The organism is Brevibacterium marinum (genome assembly GCF_011927955.1).
Classification (GTDB): domain Bacteria; phylum Actinomycetota; class Actinomycetes; order Actinomycetales; family Brevibacteriaceae; genus Brevibacterium; species Brevibacterium marinum.
Window position 1 is genome coordinate 367,250 of record NZ_JAATJN010000001.1, and the last position, 19,193, is coordinate 386,442.

Sequence of the window (19,193 nt, forward strand, 5' to 3'; positions counted from 1 at the left end):
ATCAAACCGTGCGCAAAGTGCTCACGATCAGCTCCACAGCATCAATGATCTCTTCACCGACGATCATTGAATGTATCGCTTCGATATCTCTGTGGACCGGTCGATCGCTCTCGAGCCTCGGAACCACCGCGCGAATCGAGTCGTACGCAGCAGCCACGCCTCGGCCGATGGGGTCAGATGAAATGAGCTCCAGTGCCTGGCAGGCACACAGAAACTCGATGGCGACCACCTGAGAGACGTTCTCGATCACCTCCAGACTTTTGAGCGCGGAAGAGGTGCCCATGCTCACGTGGTCCTCTTGACCCGCTGCCGACGGGATGGAGTCCACTGAGGCAGGCTGCGCCAATCGCTTGTTATCAGAGACCAAGGCAGCGGCAGTGTACTGAGGAATCATGTACCCCGAATCGGTGCCCGGGTTCGGAGAAAGGAATGGAGGAAGTCCACTGTGATGAGCAGAGGTCAACCGGAATGTGCGCCGTTCCGAAATGCTGGACAGCTCTGTGAGAGCTACAGCAAGCATGTCCAAAGCCATCGCCACTGACTCACCATGACAGTTCGACGACGACAAAGACATCTCGTCCTCAGCGAATACCAGTGGGTTATCTGTCGCTGAGTTCATTTCGTCCTCGACCACGGACTTCACGAATCGAATCATGTCCTTGGCAGCACCATGTACCTGCGGAATCGACCTCACACTCAGAGCGTCCTGCACCTTGTCCTGCGAACTCGCTTCGCCCAGGCTGCTTCCCTGCAACAGTGTTCGCAGGTTCTCGGCTGTCGTCCCGACGCCCTTGTGCTTCTTCACCGCGCCTATGCGAGTATCGAACGCCGAGAGATTCCCGCGAAGCCCGTCGACTGAGACGGCGCTTGCGATGTCTGCAGATTTCAGCAGCGACACCGCATCATGGACGGCAAGGCCTCCCAGGGCGACCATATCGCAGGTGCCATTCAGCAGGCTCAGCCCCTCTTTCGCCTGCAAGGCAATCGGTCTCAGACCCCGGCGTTCGAGTGCCTCTGCGCCGGAGACCTCCGAACCGTCCACCCCTGCGATGCCTTCACCGATCAGAACAGACGCGATATGAGCCTGGTACGACAGGTACCCGAGCGAGCCCTTTCGCGGCACTCGCGGTAGAATATCCTCATTCAACATACTGAGAAGCAAGTCCACGACTTCTTCCCTGATCCCGGAGTACCCCAGCGATAAGTTCCGAACCATCATTGCCATCACGGCGCGCGTTTCGTCCGCGGAGAGAGGCTCCCCCACTCCACTGGCGTGGCTGCGGACAAGACTCAGCTGCAGTTGGGCAGATTCTTCCCGACCAATTCGGATCTTGCTGTTATCGCCGACACCGGTCGTGATTCCATAGACAATTGCGTTCTGGCGCAGCAGATCGTCGACGACCCGACGGGACTCACGAATCCCTCTGCGCGAATCGTCCGAAAGGTACACATGGTGTCGACGTCGGGCGATACGATGCAGGTCATCGACGGTGAACCCATCTGGTCTGATGGTCACATATTCTTGCGAGTTGATCTCGTACTCCTTCACTCAAAATGACTGTCCGACTGCTAGGGGAATCACGATGAAAACGTGAACCGATTCAACTCTCCAGGTGGGGTGCTCCGGTCCTATCATCGTCCTCGGCGGCATCTATGACCTTCGTATCCGTGCGGAGGTATCTGAGGGCAGAGAACGAGATGAGGATGATCAGGAACAAGACTGGGAAGCCTGCTAGGGTCGCGGTCTGTTTGACCGCGTCGATCCCCGAAATCTCTCCCCCGGTTCCGGCCGTCACGGTAAGAATTGCCAGAAGACCGATCAACCCGCCCCAGAAGATCTTCACCATAGGCGGTGGCTCCGGATTCTTGAGATCGTTGCCGGTGGTGGTCAACGACGACATGGTCGTGGTCAGCGAATCTGCCAGGGTGGTGAACGAAATGAAGATCGCAATCAACATGAGGATGCCGAAGAGCAGGGACAGCGGAAGCTCATCCAAGAAGGCGAACAATGACAGCGGCACACCACCTTCACCGTTGATGATGTCCCATAGTTTGCCTTCGCCCTTCCAATCGAAGTACATGGCCGCGCCTCCGAACACCCAGAACCAGAAAGCTCCGAATGCGGCCGGCAGCAGAAGGTTGATTGTGACGAACTCACGGATCGTGCGCCCATAGGACACTCGAGCGATGAACATTCCGATCAGAGGGGCGTTGGCACCCCAGAGAGCCCATTCGAAGATCGGCCAATCACGTGGCCAGGATTCGCCGTCCATCGGGCTGAACCACAGATGCATCTCCGCGAAGTCTGAAAGGTATTTTCCGGTGCCTTGAGTGCCGATGGTCATGATGTAGGCAGTCGGTCCGACCACGAGCACGAAGACCAGAAGCAAGAGAAAAAGCCGGGTGTTCTGCTCCGCAAGGAACTTGATTCCCTTTTGGAGTCCGGTGTAGCTCGACAGAATGTAGGTGATGGTGATGAGAATGGCGATGGCCGCCCACAGAGTGGGGCCATTGACGATGTCCGTATAGTGCGAGACGCCGCTGCCGATCTGCAGTACCCCTTCACCGAGGATCGCGGACATGGCACCTGCAATGGCGAACATGCAGACATTGTCGACAACGGTTCCGATGCCCCCGAGCGCTCGCTTCCCGAAGATGGGGTACAGCGCAGAGCTGACTGCGTAGGGCATGCCCTTGTTGTAATGTGCGTATCCGATTGCGATTCCGCAGATGACATACAAGGCATATGGGGCAACCGTCCACTGCATCGTCACGGCCGCAATCGAAAAGGTTGCTGCCTGCTCAGATCCTGGCTCCAGCCCGAGCGCAGCCGGCGGGTCCATGAAATGGGTCAGCGGTTCAGCCGTCCCCCAGAACAGAATGCCAGTACCGATGCCACTGGTCAGAGAGATCGCGAACCATTGCCATTTCGACAAAGTCGGTTTGGCTCCGTCGCCACCGATTTTGATCTTTCCGAACTTCGAGAAGCCCACATACAGACAGACGAAGATCAACACGAAAACGGTCAGACTGAACAGCCAGCCGAAGTTGCTGAAGGCGAATCCCACCACCGTCGACTGTATGTTGTAGAACCACTGAGGGGCTGCGATACCCAGGACCGCGGTGGCGACCAGCAGGACCGCCATCGGGGCGAATACTCCCCACCGCATCTTCTTATTGTTCATCATTGACTCCGGTGGATTGTCCATCAATTACGACCAACCGTCAGCACCGGGGAAACACCAGCTCTGTACCGCCCTCGGTGACTCGGATGCTGGTGCGAACAGTGGTGTCGGAAAGGCCTTCGGCCATGCTGGCAGGTCGTTATCTGGCTCACAATCCATCGATACAGAATTGTGTCCGATATGTCGGACATTTTCTGGCCATGCCTGAAGTCACCACCAACGCTCGCCGCTTCGCCGCTCCAGTCGGTAGTCCGGCCACGGAAGGTCGATCGGTGGAACGAAGTCTACCGGCAGCAGCGCCGGCATCGGATCAGCTGCAGTTCGCGACTCGAATTCGGTCCTCGCTTCGTCGAGGATGTCAGGGTTGGTCAGCAGATCGAGGAACGTTCCGGCGACGGTCCTGCCGGCAGTGAGAATCGTCGGTGCGATCGTCTCGCGCATTCCACCCAGCGCGTTCATCACCCACGCGGGATACGGCCCGGCCCCCGCCGCCGGGGCGAGCGCCGGCCGGGAAACGTAGAAGCGTACGAGGGGCGCGTAGTGGCTCATCTCCACATAGTCGTCGCTCGTCCAGTTTCGCTGCCACGCCGGCATCTGTTCGCGCAGCAGCCGCTCGGCCTCCTGCGGTTCGATGAGCCGTTCTGTCTCGGGCAAGAACGGTCGGTCACCGGCCTCGACGTCGAGGCTGCGCTGCACCTCTTGGGCGAGCGCCACTGCCTCGGGGCCGTAGACCGGAGGCCCCACCTCGGCGAGGTTGTCGTACAGTGCCTGTGCGAGGACATGGTTCGTCCGTCCCGGCCGGCTCCTGGCCACCCAGCGGTCTTCGACTTCGCAGTGGCCCATCATCGCTGCCGCCTGAGCATTGCGATCAAGGACGGCCAGGATGTGCTCGGCCATTTCGATGTCCGGTGTCCGCCAGGAGAACTGGATGCGCGCGACTCGCTGGGGCAGATTGTCCGCTGTCGCCTGGCCGTCGGTGAGGATCGCGTCGGAGAAGCTCCAGCCTCCGGTGGCCGGCAGCATTGCGTCAAGCATCGATCGTGACGATAAGAGCATCTGCATGAGCGACAGATTCGCGCCCGGCGCCCGAGCCGCCGAATGCGAGGCCGGGATGGGCGAATGCGGATCAGCGCTGGACAGCTGCCAGGTCTCCGGCTCATCGCAGATGAAGGAATAGACCTTGCTGTAGTAGGCCCCGCATTGGGTGTCCCAGCGGGCCGTGTTGCACAGCGGGAGCATGTAGAAGGGGTGGAAGGACACGATTGCGTCTGCGTCGTCGTAGTAGCCTCGCAGTCCGTGGACGACCTTCGATCCATGCATCTTCTCCGCCGGTTCCCCCGTGTAGAGGAGCGTCCCGGTGATCCCATGGGTGATCATCGCATGCTTGGTCGCCAACAGCCCGGCGAGAGTGGAGATGCCCAGCGCCGAATGCGGGTCCGTGTGCCCGGGAGCGAATCGGGACAAGTCGCCCCGCGGTTCCTCCCGAGTCGTTGCGGCCTGCGAGTTACCGGGCACGGCATCGTACTCGGCGTAGGTGAGCAGAGTGGGCCCTGAACCGTGGGACCAACGCGCGCTGAAGGCCGTTGGCATTCCACCTGACCCGTCTTCGACGTCGAAGCCCTCCTCCCGCAGCCGTTGCACGTACCAGGCCTGGGAGTCATATTCCCGCCAGGCCGGTTCCGCCAGTTCCCAGATATGGGTATGCCAGTCGAGGAGCTGTTCGAGATGTTCGTCGATCCAGTCCTGAGCTGTTGCCTTCGCATTCATGCACGCGCACCTTCCTGTGTTGGTCCCGAAATATCGCTCGCTCGAAGCCGAAGCACCCCATCGACCCAGGTCTCGAGCACAGGAGTGGCAGCGATCTCGTCTTCCGCAACGGTCATGAGGTCGGCACCGAGTACCGTGAAGTCTGCTCGTTTGCCGACGCTCAGCGACCCGAATTCGTTCTCCCGACCTAAGGTGATCGCTCCTTCGAGCGTGTGTGCTCGCAGGGCCAACTCGGCAGAGATCCGCAGTGCGTCCGGTCCAAGCTTGTGCCCGCGCCTGGTCACCCGAGTCACCGCGGTCTGGATGGCTTCGAGCGGTCGGGGCTCGGCGACCGGAGCGTCCGAGGACAGCGTGATGGGCACGTCGGCGTCACGGAATTCGCCGAGCGGGTTGAATCGTTCCCCGGGGGTGCCGATGGCCTGTTCGACTCCTTCGCCCCAGTTGTAATAGTGCTGGGTCTGGTTGACCGGCCTGATTCCCAGTTCGGCCATCCGTGTCACTTCGGCTGGGTCGGGGAGCCCACAGTGTTCGATCCGGTGGCGCGCATCCGAGTCGGGCCGCTTTCGTAATGCGGCTTCGATGGCGTCGACAACCATCTTGATGGCGATCGGCGACTGCGCATGCGTGGCCGTCTGCAGACCGGCGGCGTGTGCTTGACTCACAAGTCCGGTGTACTCCTCCGGCGAGTGGTAGAGCTGCCCGGTCCGACAGGGATCGCCGACGTACCCGTCGGGGAAATAGGCGGTCCATCCTCCCAGGGTTCCGTCGGCATAGAGCTTGATTCCCGCAGCAGACAGGAAGGCGTTGCCGAAGGGTCCGGTGAGGCCGAGGTCGAGCACAGCGTCAAGAAGGTGGGAGAGGAAGTACATGGACACTCGCATCTGGAGCCCGCCTCTGTCGGCCATTTCAAGGTAAGCGGCGAACTCGCGTTTCGAGACCTGTGCATCCCCGATCGCGGTCACGCCGCCTGTGAGAAATTCGCGCTGCACGATGTCGAGTTGCCGCTGATGTTCCTTCGCTTCGTCGCCGAGGTGGAAGTTCGGCCCGTGATGTCCGATCTTGACCCCGTCGAGCCCGGTGAGGACGTTGCAGGCCGCGTCCGAGAGTTCACCGGTCAGCTCCCCGTCCGAGTTGCGGAAGAACTCGCCTCCCTCTGGATTCGGAGTGTCACGGGTGACGCCGAACTTCTCGAACGTGAATGTGTTGACCACACCGCCGTGACCCGAGGCATTCATGATGTAGACCTCACGGTCGCGAGCGACCTCGTCGAGTTCGTGCCGGGTAGGATGCCGGCGCTCAGCGAGGTTGCGCTGCTCGTAACCGTACCCGCGGATGGGCACATCTAAGGGAAGTTTCGCTGATTCCCGTCGCAGAACCTCAATGATCTCTGGGATCGTCGTCGCCACGCTCGGGGAGACATCGATCCAGGTGTGCAACTGGCCGTACATCAGCGGATGGGCATGCGGATCGACGAACCCCGGCACGATCGTTGCTTGGGGGAAGTCGAGACGGACGGGATCGAGACCACGTTCGGTGGCGGCCGCCTCGGCGTCGGACTCAGTCCCCACGTGGAGTATCCGCCCTCCGGCGATGAGCAGCGCCGAGGCTTCGCGGACGGTGTCATCGACGGTGCGAATCATGTTCGCAGTGATAAGGGTGGGTGCGGAATTGCTGTCGTCGAAGGTGGCCAGATGGCGCACGGGCGTCTCCTTGGAAGTTGGGGTTGGACAGGTCAGGGAGTGGCAGGTTCGGGTTCGTCACTGTGCTGCGGTGCCAGCGCGGTGGCGATCCAGGCGACGGCGGAGAGGAAGCCGAAGAGACCGATGACGGACCAGATGGAGCCGGTGGCTGCCATGAGGGAGGTCGCGACGATCGGTGAGAGTCCGCCCCAAACCGCGGCGCCCACGCCGTAGGCCAAGGACATCGACGTGTAGCGAGCCTGGGGGCGATACATCTGGGTCAGCAGCGCGGACAATGGCGCCCAGGTCGCGCTCATCGTCACTCGTATCGCGCAGACGAAGATGTAGATCAGGGTCACGGTGTGATTCTCGATGGCGAGGATGAGTGGGATCGAGCAGAGGAAGGACAGTCCCACGCCGAGGTACATGAGACGTTTCCCTCCCCACTTGTCGCCGAGCAATGCCAAAGGGAGAGTGACGAGGGCTTCGAGGAAGGATGCGAGCGTCATCGCCCCGAGGATGATCGAGGCGGCAAGTCCGATCTCCTCACTGGTGGCATAGCTTTGAACGTAGGAGGTGGCGAGGTAGTAGCCGCCGGAGGCGATAGCGACCATGCCGACGCCCAGCAGCACGGGGTACCAATTGAAGCGCAGGGTGTGGAGGATCGGCGTCGTTTCACTGGCGCCGCTCTGCTTGAACACCGGGGTCTCTTCGACGCGTAGGCGGACCCAGATTCCGACGCCGATGAGGATGATGCTGGCCAGGAACGGCACACGCCAACCCCAGGTGAAGAGGACGTCATCGCCCAACAGGGACAGGACCCAGAAGGCGCCGGAGGACAGGAGCGCGCCCAGCGGGTTGCCGAGCTGGGTGAAGCCGCCGTAGAAGGTTTTGAATTTCGGCGGTGCGCTCTCGACGGCCATGAGGCTCGCACCGCCCCATTCGCCGCCGACCGCCAGTCCCTGGATGATGCGGAGGACGATGAGGAGCACGGCTGCGGTCATGCCCCACGTGTCATAGCCGGGCAGACAGCCGACGAGAACGGTCGCCACACCCATCATCAGCAGGGTGATGGTCAGTGCCGGTTTGCGCCCGAGCCGGTCGCCGATGTGGCCGAAGATGATGCCGCCCAGAGGTCGGACGAAGAACGCCACGGCGTAGGTGCCGAAGGAGGCGAGGGTGCCGAGGGTGCGGTCGACCTCGGGGAAGAAGACCTGCGGGAAGACGATGGCAGCGGCCGTGGCGTAGACGTAGAAGTCGTACCATTCGATGGTCGTGCCGACTGCTGCGGCGAATCCGGATTTGAGTGCGCGACGGTGCGTGCGCTCGGGGGCGGTCGGTGCGGGCGAGGTCATGGTGAGCTCCTTTGCTCGGTTCGCCACGGCGACATAGCTGTGCGGCGAAGGTTGTGGCCTTGCAATGATCGTAGGTCTGCCCGAGCGCAGTGTCACCGGCAATGGTTCACTCAGGACAGGATTTCCGCTGCTGATTTGTCCCGCCCAAGCCCCCAATGCGCGAGAATGAATAGCTGATTCTCGCTACGACTGCACGATTGGATAGCCTGTGGGACATTCGGAGGATTCTCATCTCGATGCTGCGATCATCCGTGCGCTTCAATGCGATGGACGCGCGAGCGTGCTTGACCTCGCTCGCGCCCATGAAGTTTCGCGACATGTCATCTCCGAACGCTTGTGTGTGCTCACCGAACGAGACGGATTGCGAGTGGTCGCGGCACTCGACCCCGGCGTCGCCGGCCATCATGTGCTGACACATTCCATGGCCCGCGTCGATGGCCCAGTCTTACCTGTCGCCGAAGAGGTCGGGCGGCTTTCCAACGCCGTGTTCGTGTCCATAGCCAGTGGGGAGCGTCCTTTGGTGTTCGAGTCTCGTCACGGCTCGAGCCAGGAGCTTCTGGAGACGCTCGAGACGGTCAGAGCGATCTCCGGCGTTAGGGAGATACGAGTGACGACCTACGTCGAAGTGCTGCGCGGCTTCTTCGTTCCCCAAGGACGCGAGGACGTCACTTTGGATGAGCTCGACTTCGAACTCATCGCTGCGTTGCAAATCGATGGCCGGACGAGCTATCGCAGGCTCGCCGAGGCTGTTCACCGCTCGCCGTCAGCTGTGCGGTCCAGGGTTCAGCGGCTCGTTTCGGCCGGCGTCATCCGGATCGCTGCGATCAAATCCGGTGGGCTCTCCGCCAGTCGCTTCGCGACGGGGCTGGGCATCACGCTTGCCGGTAGATCTGAGGCGGTTCGTCAGTTCGTTCTGGAATCGGACTCGATCGAGTTCGCCGCGCGATCTCACGGTGCCCATGATTTCATTGCCACCGCGGTCGGCTCTTCCTCCAACGAGGTGCTCGGTGTCGTCGAAGGGCTGCGTGCGCTCGTTGACGTTGCCGCCGTCGAGACCTGGGCCCATTTCGACCTTGTCAAGGAGGACTACGCACGGGCGGTGGGGCAGTAAACGAGGAACCACCCCAAAGATCCTTGCGGGAACTTCCGAGTCAGTTCCCATCTCACGGTTGGCTGTTCACCAATCATTACCGAGCGAACAGCCAGTCGAACGGAAATCGCTCTATAGTAAGGTCCATGAGCAAACCTCTGCGCGTAGTGGCGGCGATCTTCCAAAGTGAGGGTCGTGTCTTGGCATGCCGCCGCAATCCGGAGAAGGCGGCCGGCGGTCAGTGGGAATTCCCAGGTGGCAAGATCGAAACGGAAGAAACCCCCGAAGAGGCATTGCTTCGAGAGCTGGCAGAAGAGCTCAACGTCGAGGCGGCTGAAATCGGACGGCTCGTCTCTCGAGCCACAACCACAACATGTGAAGCCACTATTGATCTTGCTTGCTACTGGGTGAAGGCCGAGTCAGCCCCTACGTCAAGCACGGACCATGACAAGCTGCGGTGGTCGGCCATTGAAGAACTCAGTGATCTTGATTGGGCTGCACCGGACCTACCCGCAGTGCGTGAACTACAACAATTGATGGTCTCCTCAGACACGAAAAAACAGGAAGAGTACTGACTGTGGTCGAACCAAACGGTCTCCGCGAAACAGCCATCTCGTGGCTAGAAATGAGGACGGATGGAGGCCGCGATCCCCTCACTCGGGACGAGATCCAAGATTTCGAGTTCGACGGTGAGCAATTCAAATTGCAATCAACTCAACAAGGGATCCGGAAGCCCGCGGGGTTCTCAGCGGCCCTTTCCATACAAACCGTGTTCCGAAGGCCAGGCCAAGAACGCCCCTATGAAGATGTCATCGGGGACGACGGTCTACTGAGATACATGTGGCGAGGTAATGATCCGACGTTTCCTGAAAACGTTGGCCTTCGGAACGCGATGGAACAAAAGCTCCCCATCATCTGGTTCTGGGGTGTTGGAATGCAGCCGGCTCGATTTCAAGTGATCGCGCCTGTGTATGTCGTCGGTGAAGAGCCAAACGAGCAGCGATTTCTTCTCACCGCAACCGAGCCAGCTGCAGACATCTCTGAGATAGATTTTTCTGCTCACGAGTTTGTGGCAAAAAGGTATCTCACACGAATGGCCAAAGTTAGGGTCCACCAGCCCGTCTTTAGAGCAACGGTTCTCACCGCATACGAAAATCGCTGTGCAGTCTGCAACCTGGCCCACCCATCCCTACTCGACGCTGCGCATATAGTCGCGGATGGAGACGAGAAGGGCATCGCCTCAGTTGTGAATGGACTAGCCATGTGCAAAATTCACCACGCGGCATTTGACAGGTACTTCCTAGGAGTTCGACCTGACTACACCGTAGAAATACGCCATGATCTTCTCGAAGAGGTCGACGGACCAATGCTCCGGCACGGCCTACAAGAAATTCATGGCCAAAAGCTAATGACAGTTCCAAAAGTTCGTCAGGATCGTCCGCAAGCTGATCTACTCAAGTTCAAATACGATGAGTTTCGTACTGCAGCGAAACTCGACGTCGTCTGACTTTACCTCGGCATGCGGGTGGCAAGGGGACACTGCGTGGACGACTTGCTATTCACCGGTCTGCATCGTCCGCAACACCTCATCAGTATCCCCACCCAGCGTTGGCGCAGAAACAGCCGCACCCGCAGGCGAGCCACCGAACGACAGCGGCGCTCGAGGAGCCATCACGCGCCCGACCCCCGGCTGGTCAATCTCCCCGAACAGCGGGTTCTCCAAAGAGCACCACGGATCGTTATTCACGAGCTCTTCGAAGGTCTGGAACTCACCCTGCAGCACACCGGCATCGGCCAACGCAGCAGCCGCCTCGTCGACGGTGTGGGCGGCGAACCACGGCCGCACCACGGCATCGATGGCTTCACGAGCCTCGAAGCGTCCGCCCTCGGTCGACAGGTCCACGTCCATCATCGGCCCGATCATCTCGAGTTTCTCGCTCAGACCGGTCGCCTTGCCCAGCCCCCGCCAATGCTTGTTCGAGATGACGGCGACCATGATCTCGCGGCCGTCCGAGGTCGCGAACGACTGACCATAAGCACCGTAGAGCCCATTGCCCAACGGTCCCCGGGTCTTTCCGGTCGTCTGCACCTCGGCGATGTAGCCGAGGTTGCCGACGGTGGCGAGCATGACATCGGACAGGGCGAGGCTGATCTCCTGGCCCTTCCCCGAGGAGCGCCGTTCCAACTCGGCGGCAATGATCCCATTGGAAATATAGAGACCTGCGGCGACGTCCCAGGCCGGGATGGCATTGTTGACCGGGCGTTCGTCATCACCGGTGATGATCGGGAATCCGCTGGCGGCGTTGACCGTGTAGTCCACGGCCGGTTTCCCGTCGTGGGAGCCGTTGAGCCGGAGCATGACGAGGTCCTCACGGTGCTGGGAGAGATTCTCGTAGCTCAACCATCCACGGGCGGGCAGGTTCGTGACCAGGGTGCCCGCCTCGGCGATAAGGTCGGTCGCGATCTTCTTGCCCTCATCGGATTTGAGGTCGAGGGTGACCGAGCGTTTGCCCTTGTTCAGGCTGGCCCAGTAGATGCTCGTGCCGTCGTCGCTGATCGGCCAGCGGTTGGCGTCGATGTTGCCGCCGATCGGGTCGATGCGGATGACGTCCGCCCCGAGCTGCGCCAGGGTCATCGCGCCCAGAGGGGCTGCGACGAACGCGGAGATCTCGATGACTTTCAGTCCGGCCAGTGGTGCCGGTCGTGTCTCTGACATGGCTTCTCCTCAAGTTTCGGTGGTCGTCACTGTCGCCGCGATCGCGGTCTTCCCATCAGGGGCGATGGCCTGCAGCTCGTGAACGCCGGAGTCCGTGCGACGCCCGGCGAGGTGGATCTGCTCGCCGGCGAACAACGGTGACTTCGCCCGGAAGTCGTATGTCGCGATCGTGGCTTCCACGTGGTTCTTCATGAATGCGTCCAGGAGCAGTGTGGCCGTCAGCGGGCCGTGTGTCACCAGCCCAGGATAGCCTTCGACCTGCGTGACGTAGGGGTGGTCGTAGTGGATGCGGTGCGAGTTGAACGTCAGCGCCGAGTACCGGAAGAGCATGACCTCGTTGGGTCTCACCGAGCGCACCCAGTCCCATCCCTCGGGCACCGGGGAATCGCCCCGTGGTGGGGCCGCTGCGGAACGGTCCGGCGCCGAGGTGGCTTCCCGGTAGACGATCGTGTGCCGGTCCGTCGTCGCCAGGATTCCATCCGCGGAAACCTCATGTCGGAGGACGACGAAGCACAGCCGCCCGCTGCCGCCGGCCTTCTCTGTGATCGACTCGATCGTCGTCGTCCGTGACAGGGCCTGAGCGGCGACGATGGGCGCGTGGAACTCGAGCTGACTGCCGGCCCACATGCGTCGGGGCAGGCCGACCGGTGGCATGAAGCCACCGAGCTTCACGTGTCCGTCGTCGCCGAGTTCGTTCATCGGGACATCGTCTTCGGCGAAGTGCAGCCAGTGCCCCAGCGGGAACAGGGTCGCCGGCTCTGCCGAGGAATGCGGTTCCTGTTCGAGCAGTGTGGCCAAACGTGAAGCACTGACCGCCGAGGCGGTGTCCTCCTCCGTGTGCGACCGGCCCACCCAGTCCTGCAAGTTGATCTCAGTCATGTCAGCGTCCTAACAGTTCGTCGGAGATGATGCGCATCTGGATCTCGGACGAGCCTTCGAAGATCTTCGTCAACCTCGCATCCCGCCAGTGACGTTCGACCGCGAAGTCCTTCGTGTACCCGGCACCACCATGGATCTGGACCGCCTCCGAGGTCACCGTCTCCGCCATCTCGGCCGCCAGATACTTCACCATCGCGGCTTCTTTGTCGCACCGGGCACCGGAGTCGATCTGTGTGCACACGTGATACATCAACGCCCGACTCGCCTCGATCTGGGCAGCCATATCGGCGACCTTGAATCGCAGATGCTGGAACTCCGCCAGAGGGTGTCCGAACTGCTCACGCTGCTGCAAATACGCGATCGAGTCCTCGAGTGCCGCCTGTGCCAGACCGATCGACCTCGCTGCCGTATGGGCACGCCCGACCTCAAGGCCCGATACCGCCTGATAGAACCCTCGACCCTCTTCACCGAGTAGTGCGTCGGCGGGCAAGTGGAAGTCATCGAAGGCCAGCTCCCAGGTCTTCCACCCGAAGTAGCCGATCTTCTTCGTCGCCGCCCCCGACATGCCCTCAGGAAACTCGCCACGGGGTTTCTCCACGAGGAACGCCGAAATCCCACGATGACGCTTCTCTTCGTCGGTGCTGGTGCGGGCGAAGAGGATGAGATAGTCGGCCTGATCAGCATAAGTGCACCACATCTTCGTGCCGTTGATCACCCAACCCCCGTCATCGGCCCGGGTGGCTTTGCAACGGATGTTGGCGACATCGGAGCCGGCCTCGGCCTCGGACAGGGCGAAGGCACCGAGGTATTCGCCGGTGGCGACCTTCGGCAGCAATCTCGCTTCCTGTTCGGGGGAGAAGTTGCCACCCATCCCGTTGCCACGCGCCAACAAACCGCCCACGGACATCCAGGCGCGGGAGAGCTCTTCGGCCACGAGGCAGTACTCGAAGACACCCAACCCGAGGCCGCCGTATTCTTCGGGGATGAGGATGCCGAAGAAGCCCATCTCGGCCATCTGTTTGACCATCGATTCGGGGAACTGGCCCTCGACGGGGTCGAGTTCATCGGCGATCGGGAGGACGACGTCGCGGGCGAACTCGCGCGCCAGGGCCTGGATCTCCTGCCTCTCCTCGGTCATGAAATGCGGGGTGTCCGGCCTGGGCCGGGGCTTATGCGTCATACTTCCCTATCCTCTCGCGTGAACGTTGACGATCGCGCTTGCGATCAAGCCTTGTTGCGGCCGATGAGCTGCTTGGCGATGACGTTCAGCTGGATCTCGTTCGTGCCCTCGCCGACGATCATCAGCGGCGCGTCACGGTAGTAGCGCTCGACGTCGTATTCGGTGGAGTATCCGTAACCGCCATGGACACGGATCGCGTCAAGGGCCACCTCGGCGGCCATCTCCGACGCGTAGTACTTGGCCATTCCCGCCTCCATGTCCACCCGGTCACCCGAATCATAGGTCCGGGCAGCGTGAAGGACGAGCTGACGAGCGGCCTCGAGCTTCGTTGCCATCTTCGCGAGCTGGTTGCCCACGGCCTGGTGACGCCAAATCGGCTTGCCCATCGACTCGCGTTCCTGCGAGTACTTCACTGCATCATTGAGCGCGGCCTGCGCGACTCCCAGTGACCGAGACGCCACCTGGATGCGGCCGATCTCGAGGCCCTTCATCATCTGCTTGAAGCCCACGCCCTCGACAGATCCGAGCAGCTGGGTCTGCCGCTGACGCAGGTTCTCGAACACGAGCTCACAGGTCTCGACACCTTTGTACCCGAGCTTGGAGAGGTTCTTCGACACCGTGAAGCCCTCGCCCTTCTCGACGAGAATGATCGAAATGCCCTTGTGGCGAGGATCGGCGCTCGGATCGGTCTTGCACAGCAGGGCGACGAGGTCGGACTTGCGGGCGTTGCTGATCCAGGTCTTCGAGCCGTTGATGACGTAGTCGTCGCCGTCCTTGGCAGCCGTGGTGCGCATGGCCTGCAGATCGGAGCCGCCGCCGGGTTCGGTCAGCGCCATGGTCGCCCGCAGCTCACCGGTGGCCATGCGCGGCAGGTAGTCGTCCTTCTGTTCGTCCGTGCCGTATTCGGCGATGAGCTTGGCGACGACGGTGTGCCCGCCCATGGCTCCGGCCAGGGACATCCATCCGCGGGCCAACTCCTGGGTGATGAGAGCGTAGGCCTCGGTCGAGACCTTGCCCATCCCCCAGGGCTCGTCGATCGCGAGCCCGTAGATGCCCATGTCCTTCATGGTCTGAATCCACTTCTCCGGGTACTCGTCGGCATGCTCGACCCGGTTGACGTGGGGTTTGACGTCGTGGTCGACGAATTCCGCGACCGTGTCGATCATCATCTGCTCTTCGCTGCTGACTGCCATCTCGAATTCCTCTTCCTCTGTGTCCCAAGTGCGTGTTGTCTGCCTCGCCGAGGCGGCTGTTCGTGTCCTTGCTGAATGCGTTGGGCGCTGAGTGGTGTCAGTGCCCGTACGCGTCGGTTCAGATCGGTTCAGTCCAAGCGGGCGCCGTCCTTGACCGTCCGCGTGCGTCCGAGTCCGATCGTGGTGTCGGGGCCGGTGGAGTCGAAGAAGTCGTTTCCCTTGTCGTCGGTGATGATGAAGGCGGGGAAGTCCTCCACTCTGATCCTCCACACCGCTTCCATGCCGAGCTCTTCCATGTCGAGGACCTCCACGTCGGTGATGCAGTCCTGAGCCAGTCGGGCCGCGGGCCCGCCGATCGAGCCGAGATAGAAGCCGCCGAACTCGGCGCAGGAGTTCTTGACCTGAGCCGAGCGGTTGCCCTTGGCGAGCATGATCATCGACCCGCCTGCCTCCTGGAACTGATGCACATAGGTGTCCATCCGCGAGGCAGTGGTCGGCCCGAAGGACCCTGACGGCATGCCCTCGGGAGTCTTGGCCGGGCCCGCGTAGTAGATCGGGTGGTCCTTGAAGTAGTCGGGCAGGTCACCGCCGGAGTTGAGGCGTTCACGCAGGTTGGCGTGGACGATGTCGCGGGCGACGATCATCGTGCCCGACAGAGACAGCCTGTCGCCGACGGCCAGTTCGGACAGCTGCGCCTGCAGTTCGGACATGGGACGGTCGAGGTCGACGGCGGTGACGTTGCCGGATTCGATCTCCTCGACCCGACCCATCGCGGGCAGGAACCGGGCCGGATCGTGCTCGAGCTCTTCGATGAAGACACCATCGGCATTGATCCGCGCGATGATCTGTCTGTCGGCCGAGCAGCTGACCGCGATCGCGATCGGCAGCGATCCGTTGTGCCGGGGCAGGCGGACGACGCGGACATCGTGGCAGAAGTACTTGCCGCCGAACTGGGCGCCGAAGCCGAGCCGCTGAGTGAGTTCGAAGACCGTGGTCTCGAACTTCGTGTCCCGGAACCCGTGTCCGGACTCGTCGCCGGTCGTCGGCAGATCGTCGAGGTAGTGGGCGCTGGCGAGCTTCGCGGTCTTGAGCGTGTATTCGGCCGAGGGCCCGCCGATGACCACGGCGAGGTGGTAGGGCGGGCAGGCCGCGGTGCCCAGCGTCGAGATCTTCTCCGCGAGGAACTCGAGCATCGCGTCCTCGCCCAGCACCGCCTTCGTCTCCTGGTAGAGGAAGGACTTGTTCGCGCTGCCCCCGCCCTTGGCCATGAACAGAAGCTCGTAGTCGTCGGCCGGGCTCAGCCCCACTTCGATCTGGGCGGGCAGGTTGGTTCCCGTGTTCTTCTCCTCGAACAGGCTCAGCGGCGCCAGCTGCGAATAGCGAAGGTTGAGCTCCGCATAGGCTCGGTGGATTCCGGCCGAGAGGTGCTTCGCGTCGTCGCCGTCGGTGAGTACATTGGGTCCGCGTTTGGCCGAGACGATCGCGGTGCCGGTGTCCTGGCACATGGGCAGGACCTCTCCGGCCGAGACCGAGGCGTTCTTGAGCAGGTCGAGGGCGACGAAGACGTCGTTGGCGCTGGCCTCCGGATCGTCGATGATCGCCCGCAGGCTGGCGAGATGGTCGGTGCGCAGGTAGTGGGAGACCTCGGTGAAGGCGAGCTCGGCCAGATCGGACAGCGTCGACGACGCGACCGTGAGGAACGACTTCGACTGACCGCCCACCTCAGCGTGGACCTGCTCGACTCCGCCGATGTCGAGACGGCGCATGGTCGCCCCCTGTCCGGCGGTGGGCAGCAGCGGCGTGTAGTCGAAGCCTGGGGCGCCGGCGGGCGGTGTGGCTTTCGACGCTGCCGCTGTGGAATCGGACTGTGCTGTCATGGCGCTCAGATGACTCCTTCACTCTGAAGTTCGGCGACCTGCTCGGGACTGAATCCGAGACCGCCGAGGATGTCGGCCGAATGCTCGCCCACATCGGGAATCGGGTCCATCCTTGGTTCGACCCCGGACATCTGGACCGGGGGCACGAGCATCGGAACCGGTCCGACCGGTGACCCGACGTCCTGCCAACGGCCGCGCTCGACCAGCTGGGGGTGCTCGGCGATCTCGGTCATGTCCCTCTGGCGTGAGTGGGCCACACCGGCGGTTTCGAGGAGTTCATCGGCCTGCACGCCGGTGAGGTCCGCGAAGGCGGCGTCGATGATGGTCTGCAGTTCGTCGCGGTGGGCGTAGCGGTGGGCGGCCCGATCGAAGCGTTCGTCAGCGACCATATCGGGTCGGTCGAGAACCTGAGCGGCGAAGCGCTCCCATTCGCGTTCGTTTTGGATCGCGAGCATGATCTGAGTGCCGTCGCCGCAGGTGAAGGCCCCGTAGGGGGCGATGGCGGCGTGGGAGGTTCCGGCCCGGGTCGGGCGGGTGCCGCCCCCGTGGGTGAAATAGAGGGGGTAGCCCATCCATTCGACGAGGGAGTCGAACAGGCTGATCTGCAGACTCGTGCCCTGTCCGGTGCGTTCGCGATTGAACAGTGCGGTCAGGATTCCGGAATAGGTGTACATGCCGGCGGAGATGTCCGCCGTGGAGATTCCCGTCTTCGCTGGATGGTCCTCGGTCCCCGTCACGGAGACCAAACCTGCTTCGGCCTGCACAAGTGCATCGTATGCCTTGGCGTCCTTGTAGGGCCCGTCCGTTCCGTATCCGGAGATCGAAGCATAGATGAGGCGGTCGTTGATGCCACGCAGCTCCTCGACTCCGAAGCCCAGTCGCTCGGCGGCGCCGGGGGCGAAATTCTGGATGAAGACATCGGCCTCGGCGACCAGGTCCTTCAGGATCGCTTTGCCTCGGGCCTGTTTGAGGTCGAGGCTCAGGCTCTCCTTGTTGCGGTTGATCCACACGAAGTGACTCGACATGCCGTTGACGGTGGTGTCGTAGCCACGCGCGAAGTCTCCGACCCCGGGGCGCTCGATCTTGATCACACGGGCACCCAGATCGGCGAGCTGCCGGGAGGCGAACGGTGCCGCCACGGCCTGCTCACAGCTGACGACGGTGATCCCGGACAACGGAAGTTCAGCGTGCAAGGGCCCTCCACAACGAGATTTCATGAGTTGACGATTGAATAATACATCTTCTAGCTGACAATGCATTATTAGGGATGAGCACTGCTGTTCGGGATACACTCATCACGACAGAGGTCGGAACTGCGGCCAAGCACAGTGGGCGCGCTCGCGACAGCCAGCGCGCCAGCAAGACAAACCACGTGCGCCGCGAATAGGCAGCGAACAGAACGACGGAGGGCGGGATGGATCTGGAATCGGCGTCGACGAAGCGAGACATGGTCGTCCTCGGCCTGCGCCGGAAGATCCTCGGTCGAGAACTCGAGCGCGGCGAACGCCTGCGCCAGGACCAGGTCGCCGAGTGGTTCAACGCCTCGATCACCCCTGTCCGCGAAGCCCTGCGCATCCTCGAGGCCGAAGGCCTCGTGTCCTCCGAGGCCCACCGCGGCGTGCGGGTGGCCGGAGTCGACGTCGACCGACTCAAGTCCCTCTTCGTCACCCGCAAGCTCACCGAGACCTTCGCCATCGCCCGCGCCACGACACGCATCTCGAGGCATGAGCTGCGCCAGGCGGAGAGGCTCCTCGAGGCTCTCGATTCCGCCAGCGACAAGGGCGATGCCATGGGGCGCAACTCCCGCAATGAGGAGTTCCACTTCTTCTTCTACGACCGCTGCGGGCTGCCGGCTCTGCGCGATGACATCGCGACCAGGTGGCGCGCCTTCCCCTGGGATCTCACGCTCGACTCCTCGGACCGCCTCAACGAGGTCCACAGCGAGCACCAGGCCATCGTCGATGCGGTGAGACGGGTCGATCCGGACGCTGCGGCGGGCCACCTCGGCGAGCACATCACGAACGGCTTCCTGCGCCTGGCCGAGTCGACCTCGGGCGAGCCGATCGCCGACCCCTTCGACTTCGACGCGGACTGAGCGCCGCCACAGTACAGCACGCTCTCGTCACCCTTCGGGCCTCCTGCTCTGCGCGTTTCAGGCGCCCGGTTTCCCACATCCCAAGAAATAATGCATTCTTTGGCGGATAATATTGGAAAACATCGGATTCTCGTCTAAGCTCAACAGCGTTTGGCTCCGAGATGGTCGATCAGGTCA

The 19,193-nt window shown here is 62.1% G+C and carries 15 protein-coding genes; 4 read left to right on the forward strand and 11 right to left on the reverse strand.

Going from position 1 to position 19,193, the window contains the following annotated elements; all coding sequences use genetic code 11:
* Position 1 precedes the first annotated feature (1 nt).
* From hutH to BKA07_RS01595, 5 genes are all read right to left on the reverse strand, one after another.
* Complete coding sequence (gene hutH / locus BKA07_RS01575; RefSeq protein ID WP_167949347.1) at positions 2 to 1,549, reverse strand: histidine ammonia-lyase; 1,548 nt, start codon at positions 1,547 to 1,549, stop codon at positions 2 to 4.
* A 52-nt stretch (positions 1,550 to 1,601) separates the two neighbouring features.
* Positions 1,602 to 3,185, reverse strand: a complete 1,584-nt coding sequence (locus BKA07_RS01580; RefSeq protein WP_167949348.1) for a BCCT family transporter — start codon at positions 3,183 to 3,185, stop codon at positions 1,602 to 1,604.
* Positions 3,186 to 3,395: 210 nt separating this feature from the next.
* The gene (locus tag BKA07_RS01585; RefSeq protein ID WP_167949349.1) at positions 3,396 to 4,952 is read right to left on the reverse strand and encodes an amidohydrolase; all 1,557 of its coding nucleotides are present in this window, start codon (positions 4,950 to 4,952) and stop codon (positions 3,396 to 3,398) included.
* Positions 4,949 to 6,652, reverse strand: a complete 1,704-nt coding sequence (locus BKA07_RS01590) for an amidohydrolase (protein ID WP_342448958.1) — start codon at positions 6,650 to 6,652, stop codon at positions 4,949 to 4,951. The genes BKA07_RS01585 and BKA07_RS01590 overlap by 4 nt, the downstream gene beginning before the upstream one ends.
* Positions 6,653 to 6,684: 32 nt before the next feature.
* On the reverse strand, positions 6,685 to 7,986 hold the full coding sequence (locus BKA07_RS01595) for an MFS transporter (RefSeq protein WP_167949350.1): 1,302 nt from the start codon (positions 7,984 to 7,986) through the stop codon (positions 6,685 to 6,687).
* A 280-nt stretch (positions 7,987 to 8,266) separates the two neighbouring features.
* On the opposite strand from BKA07_RS01595, the gene BKA07_RS01600 reads away from it, so the two are divergent.
* The 3 genes from BKA07_RS01600 to BKA07_RS01610 all read left to right on the forward strand — a co-directional run bounded on the left by BKA07_RS01600 (position 8,267) and on the right by BKA07_RS01610 (position 10,583).
* Entirely contained in the window at positions 8,267 to 9,097 is an 831-nt protein-coding gene (locus BKA07_RS01600; RefSeq protein ID WP_342448959.1) for an Lrp/AsnC family transcriptional regulator, read from the forward strand.
* 125 nt (positions 9,098 to 9,222) lie between these two features.
* A complete protein-coding gene (locus tag BKA07_RS01605; RefSeq protein ID WP_167949352.1) occupies positions 9,223 to 9,651 on the forward strand; it encodes a (deoxy)nucleoside triphosphate pyrophosphohydrolase in 429 nt (142 codons plus the stop codon).
* A gap of 2 nt (positions 9,652 to 9,653) precedes the next feature.
* Positions 9,654 to 10,583, forward strand: coding sequence for an HNH endonuclease (locus BKA07_RS01610; protein ID WP_342448960.1), 930 nt, complete (start codon positions 9,654 to 9,656; stop codon positions 10,581 to 10,583).
* A 48-nt stretch (positions 10,584 to 10,631) separates the two neighbouring features.
* On the opposite strand, the gene BKA07_RS01615 is transcribed toward BKA07_RS01610, so the two are convergent.
* From BKA07_RS01615 to BKA07_RS01640, 6 genes are all read right to left on the reverse strand, one after another.
* Entirely contained in the window at positions 10,632 to 11,792 is a 1,161-nt protein-coding gene (locus BKA07_RS01615) for a CoA transferase (RefSeq protein WP_167949353.1), read from the reverse strand.
* 9 nt (positions 11,793 to 11,801) lie between these two features.
* On the reverse strand, positions 11,802 to 12,671 hold the full coding sequence (locus tag BKA07_RS01620) for an HTD2 family dehydratase (protein ID WP_167949354.1): 870 nt from the start codon (positions 12,669 to 12,671) through the stop codon (positions 11,802 to 11,804).
* A gap of 1 nt (position 12,672) precedes the next feature.
* The gene (locus BKA07_RS01625; protein ID WP_167949355.1) at positions 12,673 to 13,851 is read right to left on the reverse strand and encodes an acyl-CoA dehydrogenase family protein; all 1,179 of its coding nucleotides are present in this window, start codon (positions 13,849 to 13,851) and stop codon (positions 12,673 to 12,675) included.
* A gap of 44 nt (positions 13,852 to 13,895) precedes the next feature.
* The gene (locus BKA07_RS01630; protein WP_167949356.1) at positions 13,896 to 15,044 is read right to left on the reverse strand and encodes an acyl-CoA dehydrogenase family protein; all 1,149 of its coding nucleotides are present in this window, start codon (positions 15,042 to 15,044) and stop codon (positions 13,896 to 13,898) included.
* Between the two features lie 128 nt (positions 15,045 to 15,172).
* Entirely contained in the window at positions 15,173 to 16,921 is a 1,749-nt protein-coding gene (locus tag BKA07_RS01635) for a FumA C-terminus/TtdB family hydratase beta subunit (protein ID WP_167949357.1), read from the reverse strand.
* Positions 16,922 to 16,926: 5 nt separating this feature from the next.
* Complete coding sequence (locus tag BKA07_RS01640; protein WP_209043830.1) at positions 16,927 to 18,114, reverse strand: CaiB/BaiF CoA transferase family protein; 1,188 nt, start codon at positions 18,112 to 18,114, stop codon at positions 16,927 to 16,929.
* Between the two features lie 221 nt (positions 18,115 to 18,335).
* Here BKA07_RS01640 and BKA07_RS01645 point away from each other — a divergent pair, with 221 nt between their 5' ends.
* A complete protein-coding gene (locus tag BKA07_RS01645; protein WP_167949359.1) occupies positions 18,336 to 19,016 on the forward strand; it encodes a GntR family transcriptional regulator in 681 nt (226 codons plus the stop codon).
* The last annotated feature ends 177 nt before the right edge of the window (positions 19,017 to 19,193 follow it).